This is a genomic window from Pseudomonas kuykendallii, from assembly GCF_900106975.1.
GTDB classification, from domain to species: domain Bacteria; phylum Pseudomonadota; class Gammaproteobacteria; order Pseudomonadales; family Pseudomonadaceae; genus Pseudomonas_O; species Pseudomonas_O kuykendallii.
In genome coordinates this window covers 287254-301355 of the sequence record NZ_FNNU01000004.1, presented here as the reverse complement: position 1 = coordinate 301355, position 14102 = coordinate 287254, and the positions used below count along the sequence as shown (strand labels likewise).

Genomic DNA, 14102 nt, shown 5'->3' with positions numbered 1-14102 from the left:
AGCATCGATGAAGGTCGAACTGGTTCAGCTCGCCGGCCGTGACGGCGACACCGCGTACAACCTGGCGCGCACGCTGCAGGCCATCGCCAACAGCGCCCCGGATACCCAGTTGCTGGTGTTCCCGGAAACCCACCTCACGGGCTTTCCCACCGCTGAAAACATCGCCGAGCTGGCCGAGCCGCTGGACGGGCCGAGCATCCAGGCGGTGCAGCGCGCGGCAGGCGAGCGCGGCGTGGCGGTGGTGCTGGGCATCGCCGAGGCCGATACCGGGCAGTTCTACAACACCACGCTGCTGATCACCCCGCAGGGCATCGCGCTGCGCTACCGCAAGACCCACCTCTGGGCCTCCGACCGCGGCGTGTTCAGCCCAGGTGACCGTTACGCCACCTGCGAGTGGAACGGCCTGCGCATCGGCCTGCTGATCTGCTACGACATCGAATTCCCCGAGTCCGCCCGCGCCCTGGCCCAGCTCGGCGCCGAGCTGCTGGTGGTCACCAACGGCAACATGGACCCCTACGGCCCGGTGCACCGCACCGCGATCATGGCCCGCGCGATGGAAAACCAGGCCTACGCGGTGATGGTCAATCGCGTCGGCGAGGGCGACGGCGGGCTGACCTTCGCCGGGGGCAGCGCGGTGGTCGATCCGTTCGGCACCCTGCTCTGCGAAGCCGGCCGCGACGAATGCCGGCAGATCCTCGAACTCGACCTCGACCGCCTACAGGCCGCCCGCGGCGATTACCGCTACCTCGACGAGCGCCGCATGCGTCTGCCCGGTGAGCTGATCGAACACGCCGATGGCCGCCGGGAGCTGCTGATTCCCTGACAACCGCTCGATCCGAAACTCCGCCGGCACAGGCTGCGTGACGCGTTCCGTAGCCGGTCAGAGCGGGGTTCGCCTTCCTTTTTGCTTCCAGCCGGTTTCCGGCGCTCTGCCAAAACACAACTAAAGGAGAAGAGAAGTTATGGCCCGTCTGCAAAGAACCCTGTCACTGGGTTCGGTGGTGCTGTTCGGCATCGCCTACATGACCCCGATCATCGTCCTCGGCACCTTCGGCATCCTCGCCGACGTCACCCAGGGCCAGGTCCCCGCGGCGTACCTGGTGGCTTCCGTCGCCATGCTGTTCACCGCCCTGAGCTACGCCCGCATGGCCCGCGCCTTCCCGCAGGCCGGTTCGGCGTACACCTACGTGCGCAAGTCGATCAGCGCGAAGCTCGGCTTCATCGCCGGCTGGGCGATCCTGCTCGACTACCTGTTCCTGCCGATGGCGATCTGGCTGATCGGTGCCTCGTACCTGCACTCGGCCTTCCCGGCGGTGCCGCAGGCGTTGTGGGTACTCGCTTTCATCGGCGTCACCACGCTGATCAACGTGGTCGGCTTGAAGCTCGCCAACGGCATCAACAGCCTGCTGATGCTGGTGCAACTGCTGGTGCTGGCGGCGTTCGTCGTGCTCTGCGTGCATTACGTGCTGGGCGACGGCAGCCAGCCGCTGTTCACCCTGGAGCCGTTCCTCGGTGCCGGTTCCTCGCTGCCGCTGGTGATGGGCGGCGCGGCGATCGCCTGCTACTCGTTCCTCGGCTTCGATGCGGTGAGCACCCTCAGCGAGGAAACCCGCGACCCGCAGCGCACCATTCCGCGGGCGATCCTGCTGATCACCCTGCTCGGCGGGCTGATCTTCATCGCCGTGTCCTACTTCGTGCAGCTGGCGCATCCGTCGATCCAGTTCGAGAGCGTCGATTCGGCGGCCTACGAGATCGCCAGGAACATCGGCGGCGACGTCTTCGTCACTATCTTCCTGATCGGCCTGATCGTCGGCCAGTTCACCTCCGGGCTGTCGGCCCAGGCCAGCGCCTCGCGGTTGATCTATGCGATGGGCCGTGACGGCGTGCTGCCCAAAGGCTTGTTCGGTACGCTCAGCGCGCGCTTCGGCACGCCGGTGAACAGCCTGCTGCTGTGTGGCGTCGTCGCGCTGCTGGCGCTGAAACTGGACGTGACCACCTCGACCTCGTTCATCAACTTCGGCGCCTTCCTTGCCTTCGCCCTGGTCAACCTCGCGGTGATCGGCCACTACTTCATCGGCGCCAGCCAGCGCGGGCCGAAGGAGATCTTCTCCTACCTGCTGCTGCCGCTGATCGGCATGCTCGCCGACCTCTGGCTGATGGCCAACCTCGACCGCATGGCGATCATCCTCGGCCTGACCTGGCTGGCGATTGGCGTGATCTACCTGGTCAAGCTCACCGGCGGCTTCCGCCGCCAGCCGCCGGAGATGGACTTCAGCGAGGCGTGATTCGGGGCATCGGGGTTCGCCGAGGGTGCGGGGTTCGCCTCGGGCGCCCGGTGGGTTACGCGGGTAGGGTGCGAGGGAAATCTTCGGCCTCGGCGTGCCGCTAACCCACCCTGCGGTTGCCCCTTTCAGCGGTTCTTCGCGGCGGCGCTGACGCCTTCCAGCGTGGCGAAGGAGGTGTCCTTGGCGGTGAGCAGGAAGTCGCGCATGAACGGCGCATCCAGCATGTCGCTGCGAATGCCGGCGTAGAGCGTCGCGTACAGGCCTTTCTCGCCGAGGCGGCGGGCGGTGACGTAGCCGCGCGAGCTGTACTCGTGGATCGCCCAGTTCGGCAGGCAGCAGACGCCGCGTCCCGAAGCCACCAACTGCATCATCATCACCGTCAGCTCCGAGGTACGTACCTGGGCCGGCTCGATGTCGGCCGGCTCGAGGAAGCGGGTGAAGATGTCCAGGCGGTCGCGCTCCACCGGATAGGTGATGAGGATCTCCTTCTCCAGGTCTTCCGGCAGCACGAAGGGTTTGCTCGCCAGCGGGTGCTGGTTGGCCACCGCCAGCAGCGCTTCGTAGGTGAACAACGGCACGTAGGTGATGCCTGGCAGTTCCAGCGGGTCGGCGGTCACCACCAGGTCCAGGTCGCCGCGCGCCAGCGCCGGCAGCGGCGCGAAGGAAAAACCGGAGGCCAGGTCCAGTTCGACCTCCGGCCAGCCGTCGCGGAACTGGTCGATGGTCGGCATTAGCCACTGGAAGCAGCTGTGGCACTCGATGGCCATGTGCAGCCGGCCGGCGGTGCCGCCCGCCAGCCGCGTGAGGTCGCGCTCGGCGGCGCGCAACTGCGGCAGCAGCGAGTCGGCCAGTTGCAGCAGGCGCAGCCCGGCGCTGGTGAAGCGCACCGGTTTGGTCTTGCGCACGAACAGCGACATCCCCAGCCGATCCTCGAGTTCCTTGAACTGGTGGGAGAGGGCGGACTGAGTCAGGTGCAGGCGTTCGGCGGCTTCCACCAGGCTGGCGGATTCGCGCAGGGCGTGAAGGGTTTTGAGGTGGCGAAGTTCGAGCATGGAGGACTGACTCCGGCTGCTTTTGGATGAGCAGAACTTGTGATGAAAGAGAGTAGGTTGAGTTTGTCTCATGTACGCGCTGCCGTCGACACTATCTCCCATCAATCGGATGGAGATATTCATGGCACTCGCCCACAACCTCGGCTTTCCCCGCATCGGTCGCGACCGCGAACTGAAGAAAGCCCTCGAAGCCTTCTGGAAGGGCGAACTCGACGAAAGCGGGCTGCGTGCGGTCGGCAGCGCGTTGCGCGCCGCGCACTGGCAATTGCAGAAGGATGCCGGCATCGAATTGCTGCCCGTGGGCGATTTCGCCTGGTACGACCAGGTGCTCACCCACTCGCTGATGTTCGGCGTGGTCCCCCAGCGCTTTCGTCCGGCCAGCGGCCTGCCCACGCTGGACACCCTGTTCGGCATGGCGCGCGGCGTCAGTTCCAGCTGCTGCGGCGGCGCGCATGCGGCCGAGATGACCAAGTGGTTCGATACCAACTACCACTACCTGGTCCCCGAATTCAGCGCCGACCAGCAGTTCCGCCTGTCCTGGGAGCAACTGTTCGAGGAAGTCGCCGAGGCGCGGGCGCTCGGCCATACGGTCAAGCCGGTGCTGATCGGGCCGCTGACCTACCTGTGGCTGGGCAAGGAGAAGGAGGCCGGCTTCGACAAGCTCGACCTGCTCGAACGGCTGCTGCCGGTGTACGGCGAAGTGCTCGGCCGGCTGGCCGCGCAGGGCGTCGAATGGGTGCAGATCGACGAGCCGATCCTCACCCTCGACCTGCCGCAGGCATGGAAGAACGCCTTCGAACGCGCCTACAACCTGTTGCAGCACGCGCCGCTGAAGAAACTCCTGGCCACCTATTTCTCGGCACTCGATGACAACCTCGGGCTGGCGGTGAATCTGCCGGTGGACGGCATCCACGTCGACCTGGTGCGCGCGCCGGAACAGTACCCGACGATTCTCGACCGCCTGCCGACCTACAAGGTGCTGTCCCTGGGCCTGGTCAACGGGCGCAACGTCTGGCGGTGCGACCTGGACAAGGCGCTGGACGTGCTGCGCCCGGCCGCCGAGCGGCTCGGCGAGCGCCTCTGGGTGGCGCCGTCCTGCTCGCTGCTGCACAGCCCGGTCGACCTGGACCGCGAGGACCGTTTCGACGCCGAACTGAAGAGCTGGCTGGCCTTCGCCGTGCAGAAGTGTGCCGAGGTGTCGATCCTGGCCCGCGCGCTGGAGGAGCCGGACGCCGCCGACGTGCAGGCCGCGCTGCGCACCAGCCGCGCCGTGCAGGCCAGCCGCGCCGCCTCGCCGCGCATCCATAAGCCCCAGGTGCAGGCGCGCCTGGCGGCGATCCGGCCGGTCCACGCACGGCGCCAGTCGCCGTTCGACACGCGTATCGAGGTGCAGCGCGAGCGCCTGCGCTTGCCGGTGTTCCCGACCACCACCATCGGTTCCTTTCCGCAGACCTCGGCGATCCGTCTGGCGCGACAGTCGTTCAGGCAGGGCAGGCTGTCGGTGGCGGAGTACACCGAGGCGATGCACAGCGAAATCCGCCACGCCGTTCAGGTGCAGGAGCGCCTCGGCCTGGACGTGCTGGTGCACGGCGAGGCCGAGCGCAACGACATGGTCGAGTACTTCGCCGAGCAGCTCGACGGCTATGCCTTCAGCCGCTTCGGTTGGGTGCAGAGCTACGGTTCGCGCTGCGTGAAGCCGGCGCTGATCTACGGCGACCTGAGCCGCCCGCACGCCATGACGGTGGACTGGATCCGCCATGCGCAGGGCCTCACCGACAAGGTGATGAAGGGCATGCTGACCGGGCCAGTGACCATGCTGATGTGGTCGTTCCCGCGCGAGGACGTGTCGCGCGAGGTGCAGGCGCGGCAACTGGCGCTGGCGATCCGCGACGAAGTGGTCGACCTGGAAGCCGCCGGCATCCGCATCATCCAGATCGACGAGGCGGCGTTCCGCGAGGGCCTGCCGCTGCGCCGCGAATACTGGCCGCACTACCTGGACTGGGCCACCGAGGCGTTTCGCCTGTGCGCCTCCGGCGTGCGCGACGAAACCCAGATCCACACCCACATGTGCTACAGCGAGTTCAACGACGTGATCGAGTCCATCGCCGCGATGGATGCCGACGTGATCACGATCGAGACGTCGCGCTCGGACATGGAGCTGCTGGAGGCGTTCGAGGCCTTCGCCTACCCGAACGACATCGGCCCCGGCGTCTATGACATCCACTCGCCGCGCGTGCCGGAAACCGCGGAGATGGTCGGCCTGCTGAGCAAGGCGGCGCGGCGGATTCCCGCCGAGCGCCTGTGGGTGAACCCGGATTGCGGCCTGAAGACCCGCGGCTGGGCGGAAACCGAACAGGCGCTGACGAACATGGTCGCCGCCGCGCGGCAATTGCGTAGCCAACTGGCCTGAGTTCGGCTCGCCCCAGGGGCGGCTTCAGGCCGCCGGCGTTCGGCAGGGCATCGGGCGAGGCGTGGGCATCGCCTTGCCTCGCGACGAACACTTGCAGGCCGCGGGCGTGGCGGCCGGGGGGCTTGATCGGCCGTCGAGAGAGGCGCAGCATTCGCTCCCTTTTGTGCGGAAAAACCAGAGTCCATGAGCGAACCCACGCCCGCCGTCGCCAACGCGCATCGCCCTGCGGGGATAGGCCTGCTGATCGCCGCGGTCGGCGTCGTCTACGGCGACATCGGCACCAGCCCGCTTTACACCCTCAAGGAAGTCTTCGCCGGGCATTACGGCGTGCAGGCCAACCACGACGGCGTGCTCGGCATTCTCTCGATGATCTTCTGGTCGCTGATCTGGGTGGTCTCGATCAAGTACATGCTCTTCGTACTGCGCGCCGACAACCAGGGCGAGGGCGGCGTGATGGCGCTCACCGCGCTGGCGCGTCGTGCCGCGGCGGCATACCCGCGGCTGCAGAACCTGCTGATGTTGCTCGGGCTGTTCGGCGCCGCGCTGTTCTACGGTGACAGCATGATCACCCCGGCGATTTCCGTGCTCTCGGCCGTGGAAGGCCTGGAAGTGGCGTTCCCCACGGTGGCGCACTGGGTGGTGCCGCTGTCGCTGGTGCTGCTGATCGGGCTGTTCCTCATCCAGCGCCACGGCACGGCGCGCATTGGCGTGGTATTCGGTCCGGTGATGCTGGCGTGGTTCATCGCGCTTGGGGCGCTCGGGTTGTACGGCATCGTGCAGAGCCCGGAAGTGCTCAAGGCGATCAACCCGTACTGGTGCGTGAATTTCTTCCTCGCTCATCCGGGCATCGGTGTAACCGTGCTCGGCGCCGTGGTGCTGGCGCTCACCGGCGCCGAGGCGCTGTATGCGGACATGGGCCACTTCGGCCGTTCGCCGATCGCCCGCGCCTGGTTCGTCCTGGTGCTGCCGGGGCTGACGCTCAACTACTTCGGCCAGGGCGCACTGCTGCTGGCCGACCCCGAGTCCGCACGCAACCCGTTCTTCCTGCTGGCGCCGGGTTGGGCGCTGCTGCCGCTGGTGGCGCTGTCGACCCTGGCCACCATCATCGCCTCCCAGGCGGTGATTTCCGGGGCCTTCTCCCTGACCCACCAGGCCATCCAGTTCGGCTATATCCCGCGCATGTTCATCCAGCACACGTCCAGCCATGAACGTGGGCAGATCTACATCGGCGCGGTGAACTGGGCGCTGATGGTCGGCGTGGTGCTGCTGGTGCTGGGCTTCAAGTCGTCCGGCGCACTGGCCTCGGCGTATGGCGTGGCGGTGACCGGCACCATGCTGATCACTACGCTGCTGTTCTCGGTGGTGATGCTGCGCCTGTGGCGCTGGCCGCTGCTGGTGACGCTGCCGATCCTGCTCGGCTTCCTCCTAGTGGACAGCCTGTTCTTCGCCGCCAACGTGCCGAAGATCTTCGAGGGCGGCGCCTTCCCGGTGATCGCCGGCATGGGCTTGTTCGTTCTGATGACCACCTGGAAGCGCGGTCGCGAGATTCTCGTCGAGCGTCTTGGCGAGAGCGTGCTGCCGTTGCCGACCTTCGTCGCCAGCATCCGCATCCAGCCGCCGCACCGGGTGATGGGCACGGCGGTGTTCCTCAGTGCCCGCAGCGACGCGGTGCCGCATGCGCTGCTGCACAACATGCTGCACAACCAGGTGCTGCACGAGCAGGTGGTGCTGCTCACGGTGGTCAGCGAAGACCGCCCGCGGGTCGAGGAGGACCGGCGCTTCGAGGTCGAGGCCTATGGCGAGGGCTTCTACCGGGTGATCCTGCATTTCGGTTTCATGGAGGAGCCGGACGTGCCGCAGGCGCTGACCCTGTGCCATCTCACCGACCTGGACTTCAGCCCGATGCGCACCACCTACTTCCTCAGCCGGGAAACGGTGATCCCGACCAAGCGCATGGCCATGGCGCGTTGGCGCGAGGCGCTGTTCGCCTTCCTGCTGCGCAATGCCAACAGCAGCCTTCGCTACTTCAAGCTGCCGTTCAACCGGGTGATCGAGCTGGGCACCCAGGTGGAAATCTGAGGCGATTGACGCGGCGCGCTGCATGCGCCGCGGGCTTTGCGATAAGGTAGACAAACCCCTTCAGTACGCCCGTTACGATCATGACTCCCGCCATCGATCTGCTCAAGAAAGCCCGCGCCGAACACCAGGTTCACAGCTACGTCCACGACCCCAAGGCGCCGTCCTACGGCCTGGAGGCCGCCGAAAAACTCGGGCTGCCGGCGGAGCGCGTGTACAAGACGCTGCTGGCGGCGACCGAGAAGGGCGAACTGCTGGTCGCCGTGGTGCCGGTCGCCGGCAGCCTCGACCTGAAGGCGCTGGCCCATGCGGCGGGCGTGAAGAAGGCCGAGATGGCCGACGCCAACGCCGCGCAGCGTTCGACCGGCTACCTGGTCGGGGGCATCAGCCCGCTGGGACAGAAGAAGCGTCTGCGCACCTTCATCGACGTCTCCGCGCAGAACTTCCCGACCATCCACGTCAGCGCCGGGCGCCGCGGGTTGGAAGTGGAACTGGCCGCCGCGGTGCTGGCCGAGCATACCGGCGGGCAGTTCGCCGCTATCGGCCGGAGCTGAACGCGCCGTCCGCTCACGGATGGCTCAGGCGACCCTGCGAGGGTCATCCGTACAGCGGCTTGTATCGCCATAAAAATTCGAAACTGTATCGCTCGCCATTTCGGTCGAACGGGCATGCTTTGCCACCACCGTTCAGCAATGGAGCCCGATATGCCCCTCGCTTTCCACCAGGTCGATGCCTTCTCCGACACCCCGTTCGCCGGCAACCCGGCGATGGTCTATCGCCTCGATCAATGGCTCGACGACGCTCTGATGCAGCGCATCGCCGCCGAACACAATCTGGCGGAAACCGCCTTCGTGGTGCGCGAGGGCGCCGCCTGGCACATCCGCTGGTTCACCCCGAGCGCCGAGGTGCCGTTGTGCGGCCACGCGACTCTGGCCAGCGCCCACGTGTTGTTCGAGGTATACCGCGAACCGGGTGAGCGCATCGATTTCACCTGTCGCAGTGGCCAACTGGCAGTGACGCGGGAGGAGGGGCGGCTGGTGCTGGACTTTCCCGCCCAGGCGGCGACGCCCGTCGCCATTCCCGAGGGCCTGGAAAGCATCCTCGGGCAGAAGGTGTCGGCCGTATTCGATGCACCGCAGTTGCTCGTGCTCCTCGAATCGGAGGACGCGGTACGCGCCTGCGTGCCTGACTTGAAGCGCCTCGCCAGCCAGGACTGGCCGAACGTGATGATCACCGCGCCGGGCAGCGAGTACGACTTCATCTCGCGTAACTTCGCCCCGGCGATCGGTATCGACGAAGACCCGGTGACCGGCTCGGCGCATTGCATCCTGATTCCCTACTGGGCGCAGCGGCTCGGCAAGAACGTGCTGCGGGCTTACCAGGGCGGCGCGCGGGGCGGGCAGCTGTGGTGTCGGCTGGAAGGCGAACGGGTGAAGATCGGCGGCTACGCGACGCTGGTGGCCAGCGGGCAACTGCACATCGGTTGAGCGCGGCAATCGAATCGCCCGGCGCGCAGGCGTCGGGCGAGGTGGATCAGGCCATGCCGCCGCAGCGGCGCACGCCGATCTGCTCGGACGACGTCTCGCCCTGCGCGGGGTAGAGCACCAAGTGCTCGGCGGCGACACGGATACCGACGTCCTGGCCGGGCAGGAACTCGGTCTGGCTCGGGAAGATCGATTCCAGTTGGCAGCCAGTCGGCAGTTGCAGGCGATACAGCGTCGCCGCGCCGAGGAAGGTGCGCCCGAGGATACGCGCCTTCAGCGCACTGCCCGGATCGAGGGTGATGTCGTCCGGGCGCAGCAGCACGTCCACCTGCGTCCCGCTTTCCCAGGCATAGGCGCGGTTGCCGCGCAGTTCGCCGAGTTCGGTGTGCACGCAGTCCGGGCCGGTCATCCGGCCGGGAATGAAGTAACCCTGGCCGATGAAGCTGGCGACGAAGGGCGTCGCCGGCTCGTGGTAGAGATTGAACGGCGTATCCCACTGCTCCAGATGCCCGCGGTTGAACACCCCGACCTGATCGCTCACGGCGAAGGCTTCCTCCTGATCGTGGGTGACCAGGATGGCACTGGTGCCACGTGCCTTGAGGATGTCGCGCACCTCATGGCTCAGGCGCCGGCGCAGTTCACCGTCGAGGTTGGAGAAGGGTTCATCGAGCAGCAGCAGCTGAGGCTCAGGCGCCAGCGCGCGAGCCAGCGAAACGCGTTGCTGCTGGCCGCCGGACAGTTCGTTCGGATAGCGCTTGGCCAGCGCGCCGAGGTTGACCATGTCCAGCAACTCGGCGGTGATGCGCTCGCGGTCGGGATTCTGGCGAATGCCGAAGGCGACGTTCTGCGCCACGCTCAGATGGGGGAACAGGGCGTAGTCCTGGAAGACCATGCCGATGCGCCGCTTCTCCGGCGCGACGGTGAAGCCGGGGCGGGAAATCACCTCGCCCGCCAGGCGAATCTCGCCTTCCTGCACCGGCTCGAAGCCGGCGATGGCCCGCAGCGTGGTGGTCTTGCCGCAGCCGGACGGGCCGAGCAGACAGCCGATGTCGCCCGCATTCAGGTGCAGGTTGAGGGTCTTCACCACGCGCTGCTCCTGGTAGCCGCAGGCGAGGTCGCGCAGGTCGAGCAGGAGGTCGTGTTTCATGCGTAGTGGTAAGCCGGTTCGACGAGGAATTCGAGAAGCGCCTTCTGCACGTGCAGCCGGTTCTCCGCCTGGTCCCAGGCCACCGAGAAGGGCTGATCGAGCAGGTCTTCGCTGATCTCCTCGCCGCGGTGCGCCGGCAGGCAGTGCATGAACAGCACGTCTTCGGCGGCACCGGCGAGCAGTGCGCGGTTGACCTGATAAGGGCGGAACAGCGCCAGGCGGGCGGCGGTTTCATCTTCCTGGCCCATGGACGCCCAGACATCGGTGCACACCAGGTGCGCGCCGGCCACGGCCTGGTGCGGGTCGCGCATCACCTGCACACGATCGCCGGCCTGGGCCAGCAGCGTGGCGCTCGGCTCGTAACCTTCTGGGCAGGCGACGCGCAGCTGGAAGTCGAACTGCTGGGCCGCTTCGATATAGCTGTTGCACATGTTGTTGCCGTCGCCGATCCACGCCACCGTCTTGCCGGCGATGCTGCCGCGGTGTTCGTGGTAGGTCTGCATGTCGGCGAGCAACTGGCAGGGGTGCAGGTCATCGGACAGTCCGTTGATCACCGGCACCCGCGAGTTGGCGGCGAATTCGGTCAGGGTGTCGTGGGCGAAGGTGCGGATCATCACCGCGTCGAGCATGCGCGACATGACCTTGGCGCTGTCGGCAATCGGCTCACCGCGGCCGAGCTGGGTGTCACGCGGCGAAAGGAAGATCGCCTGGCCGCCCAGCTGGATCATGCCGGCTTCGAAGGACAGCCGGGTCCGCGTCGAGGCTTTCTCGAAGATCATCCCGAGGACGCGGTTCTTCAGGGGCTCGAAGAGCACGCCGCGGTCGCGCAGGTCCTTCAGCTCGCTGCCTCGGCGGATCAGCCCGACCAGTTCCTGGGGGGTGAAGTCCATCATCGAGAGAAAGTGCCTGACGCTCATGTTCATTACCTTGACTGCACCGGACGCCGTCCGGACATCCTGTTTTCACGAAAAATACGACGACCTACGGCTTGAGGCCGCACGGTGCGACGAAACGGGGAAGGCGCGATGTTATAAAAAAATGTCGCTTCACGCCACGCTGGAACCTGTCACCGCCGGGTTTGCGGCTGTTGCGGCTTGGCGGGCGAGGGCTTGTGCACTCCCCCGGATCGCCAATCCCGGCAGGACCGACGGCTAGCCTTTTCCAGGTGAAAAAGCGCCAGCCGGAGCAGGAAGGGAGCATTTGTACACTGCGCCTGCGTCGCTTGGCAATGAACGCAACGGCAGGCGTTGGAGGGGCTTTCGGTCTACCAGGAAGTCTGTTGCATGCCTTTGCTTTCGGCTTCGCGGCGCATTTCGGATACGGCGATGACCATCGCCTCGAGCTTCTCGTCCTGGGCGCTGCGATCCTGCAAGGTCTTCTCGAGGGCGACTCGTTCAGCCTCCAGCGTACGGACACGCTCGGCGGCGGCCTGCGCCTCGGCAACCTGACGCGCGGTATAACTGTCTATCAGGGCGAGACTGATCTGGTAACCGGCGGTGCCGATGGCCAGTGCACCGGCGACGCTCAGAACTCTGATCTTGAAGGTGCGGGAAAGGCGGATTGCCATGGCATTCGCTCCTTGAGGGACGGGGCGATGCTAACGCAGAGGCGCAGCAACGAAAAGCCCGCACGAAGCGGGCTTTTACTTTGCCCGCGACTACCAGCGCGGGCGTGGCGGACCATAGTAGTAGCCTGGCGGCGGGCCGTAGTGCGGCGGCGGCATGCGCACCACGGGATACGCCTGGTAGTACACCGGCACCGGCTGGTAATAGACGGGCGGCGGTGGCGGATAATAGGCCGGCTGAGCCGGGTAGTAGGTGACGGGCGGCGGTGCCGCCTGGACGTAGACCCGTTCCGGCGGTCGTTGCGAAGCGACGAAGACCCCGCCTACCACAGCCCCGACTACGGCTCCCATTACCGCGTTGTCCGAGCCATGCCCATGAGCTGCGGCCTGTCCGCTGAGAACGAGGCTGCCGACCAGGAGAGCGACCTGGGGGATGCGACCAAACATGTGTTCCTCCATGCCCGGGGAATAGGTTCCGGGCGATATATCTGACCGCTAAACAAGCGCGTCGTGGAGTGGTCATAGGTAAAGGTTGTGTAAGCCCGGACCGGTGGTCAAACGTTGCACGAATGCACGTGTCTGCCTGCCATCGACCCTGCGCAGTTGGTGTCCTGGAGATGCCGCTCGTCGCCGTTGGCACGCCAAGTGGCCAATCGCCACGTACTGTAACCGGTCATTGAGAGCCGCTGTTTTGCCGGGTTTTTTTCCCTAAAGCGGCTATTCCATCGATATCAAGAGAGATGTATGGACGAAGATTTGTTGAGCAAGGAGGAGCAGAAAGCATTGTCCGAGGTGGTTCACGAACCGGAGATCTCGCGGCCGGCAGTGCTTCTGGTCGACGACGACGAAGCGTTCCGTGAACTGCTTGCCGAAGTCTTCCATATCCATGGGATCCTTTGTTTTCCGGCCGATGGCGTCGAGTCCGCCATTCGTCTGCTGAAAAAACGCGCGACCATCTCGCTGATCGTCACCGATCTGCGCATGGGGCCCAGCGGTGGCCTGGAACTGGTTCGTTGGGTGCGCGAGTCGGAACGTTCGGAACTGCCGGTGGTGATCATGTCCGGCCAGGCGGACATGCAGGACGCGATCGATGCGATGCACCTCAACGTCATCGACTTCCTGCTCAAACCGGTGGATTTGCAGAACATGCTCGCCGTGGTCCGTCGTGAACTGCACATCGAGGATCAACCGCCGCCGGACTTCGGGGCCTGAGTCGTATGACCGAAAAGGAGCTGCTCGCCGCGCTGACACGCCTGATCGCAACGGACGACCTGCCGGACTTCGCGCCCTCGGTAACCGGGGCGCTGCTCTTCGAGACGCTGCTGGACAACTGGGATGAGCTGAGCCCCGCCGTGCGTGGCCAACTGATGCTGGTCCTGGGCATTCTGACCAGGGAGCTGTCCGCCGAATCCAAGGCTGAGCGCACCACCGCGCAGATTCTTGAGCGGCTCACCCGGCGCTGAGTTTTCCTCGCGCAACGTTCGCTCGCGTCCTTTTGTCTGCATTAGTCGCTCGCCGGAATTAAAGGCGGCCGGCCGGGTCTGTAAAAATGAGCGGTACGCGGTCTCGATGAAAATGCCAACAAACTTTAGCGGTGTCCGTTTTGCCTAAGTCCATCCTCGTTGTTGATGACGAACCGTCGATCCTTTCGCTTCTGGTGGAGCACCTGGAAGGGAGCGGCTATGAAGCGTTCGGTGCCGAGACTGCGCAGCAGGCGATTGCCCTGCTGGACGGTCATCATTCGGTCGATCTGCTGATCTCGGATTTCCGTCTGAACGACGGCATGAACGGTCTGATGGTCGCCGAGGCGGCGCTGCGCTCGCTGCCGGACATCAAGGTGCTGTTCATCAGCGGGCACCCCTACGAAGTGTGGGAAGCCGAAAGCTTCAAGCAGATGAACGCGCTGCTGCTCGGCAAGCCCTTCATGCTCGACCAGCTTGATCATTCGATCGACGAGTTGCTCGCCGTCTCCGAGTGACGGCGCCACGCGCCAGACCCCAGCGCGGAAATCGGCGTACATGATGCCGGTCGATTCATGCCGCGAAGGCTCGTGGTGAACACCTTCATTTCGCGCCATAGTCTCG

General features: G+C 65.8%; 14 protein-coding genes. 9 read left to right on the top strand and 5 right to left on the bottom strand.

The features are described from left to right. Positions 1-7 precede the first annotated feature (7 nt). Positions 8-823, top strand: coding sequence for a carbon-nitrogen hydrolase family protein (locus BLV15_RS14750; protein ID WP_090229773.1), 816 nt, complete (start codon positions 8-10; stop codon positions 821-823). A 139-nt stretch (positions 824-962) separates the two neighbouring features. Beyond that, on the top strand, positions 963-2285 hold the full coding sequence (locus BLV15_RS14745; protein WP_090229770.1) for an APC family permease: 1323 nt from the start codon (positions 963-965) through the stop codon (positions 2283-2285). A gap of 125 nt (positions 2286-2410) precedes the next feature. Here the strand turns inward: BLV15_RS14745 and metR are convergent, their stop codons facing one another. Further along, on the bottom strand, positions 2411-3337 hold the full coding sequence (gene metR, locus BLV15_RS14740) for a transcriptional regulator MetR (RefSeq protein ID WP_090229768.1): 927 nt from the start codon (positions 3335-3337) through the stop codon (positions 2411-2413). A 121-nt stretch (positions 3338-3458) separates the two neighbouring features. On the opposite strand from metR, the gene metE reads away from it, so the two are divergent. From metE to BLV15_RS14720, 4 genes are all read left to right on the top strand, one after another. Then, positions 3459-5747: a 5-methyltetrahydropteroyltriglutamate--homocysteine S-methyltransferase gene (metE, locus tag BLV15_RS14735; RefSeq protein WP_090229765.1), complete on the top strand. Its 2289-nt coding sequence runs from the start codon at positions 3459-3461 to the stop codon at positions 5745-5747. Between the two features lie 183 nt (positions 5748-5930). Further along, a complete protein-coding gene (locus BLV15_RS14730; protein ID WP_090229763.1) occupies positions 5931-7826 on the top strand; it encodes a potassium transporter Kup in 1896 nt (631 codons plus the stop codon). An 80-nt stretch (positions 7827-7906) separates the two neighbouring features. Then, complete coding sequence (gene ybaK / locus BLV15_RS14725; RefSeq protein ID WP_090229760.1) at positions 7907-8377, top strand: Cys-tRNA(Pro) deacylase; 471 nt, start codon at positions 7907-7909, stop codon at positions 8375-8377. Positions 8378-8527: 150 nt separating this feature from the next. Continuing rightward, positions 8528-9310 carry a PhzF family phenazine biosynthesis protein gene (locus tag BLV15_RS14720; RefSeq protein ID WP_090229758.1) on the top strand — a complete coding sequence of 261 codons (783 nt, stop codon included), beginning with the start codon at positions 8528-8530 and terminating at the stop codon, positions 9308-9310. Positions 9311-9356: 46 nt separating this feature from the next. Here BLV15_RS14720 and BLV15_RS14715 read toward each other — a convergent pair whose 3' ends face one another. From BLV15_RS14715 to BLV15_RS14700, 4 genes are all read right to left on the bottom strand, one after another. Then, entirely contained in the window at positions 9357-10454 is a 1098-nt protein-coding gene (locus BLV15_RS14715; protein WP_090229755.1) for an ABC transporter ATP-binding protein, read from the bottom strand. Next, positions 10451-11371, bottom strand: a complete 921-nt coding sequence (gene argF / locus BLV15_RS14710) for an ornithine carbamoyltransferase (RefSeq protein ID WP_090230387.1) — start codon at positions 11369-11371, stop codon at positions 10451-10453. The genes BLV15_RS14715 and argF overlap by 4 nt, the downstream gene beginning before the upstream one ends. Before the next feature lie 347 nt (positions 11372-11718). Next, positions 11719-12021: a hypothetical protein gene (locus tag BLV15_RS14705; protein ID WP_090229753.1), complete on the bottom strand. Its 303-nt coding sequence runs from the start codon at positions 12019-12021 to the stop codon at positions 11719-11721. A gap of 90 nt (positions 12022-12111) precedes the next feature. After that, positions 12112-12465, bottom strand: a complete 354-nt coding sequence (locus BLV15_RS14700) for a hypothetical protein (protein WP_090229750.1) — start codon at positions 12463-12465, stop codon at positions 12112-12114. 297 nt (positions 12466-12762) lie between these two features. Between BLV15_RS14700 and BLV15_RS14695 the strand changes: the two genes are divergently transcribed. The 3 genes from BLV15_RS14695 to BLV15_RS14685 all read left to right on the top strand — a co-directional run bounded on the left by BLV15_RS14695 (position 12763) and on the right by BLV15_RS14685 (position 13996). Beyond that, positions 12763-13230, top strand: coding sequence for a response regulator (locus tag BLV15_RS14695; RefSeq protein WP_090229747.1), 468 nt, complete (start codon positions 12763-12765; stop codon positions 13228-13230). Between the two features lie 5 nt (positions 13231-13235). Then, positions 13236-13481 carry a hypothetical protein gene (locus BLV15_RS14690; RefSeq protein WP_090229744.1) on the top strand — a complete coding sequence of 82 codons (246 nt, stop codon included), beginning with the start codon at positions 13236-13238 and terminating at the stop codon, positions 13479-13481. A 140-nt stretch (positions 13482-13621) separates the two neighbouring features. Then, a complete protein-coding gene (locus BLV15_RS14685; RefSeq protein WP_245728199.1) occupies positions 13622-13996 on the top strand; it encodes a response regulator in 375 nt (124 codons plus the stop codon). Positions 13997-14102: the final 106 nt, after the last annotated feature.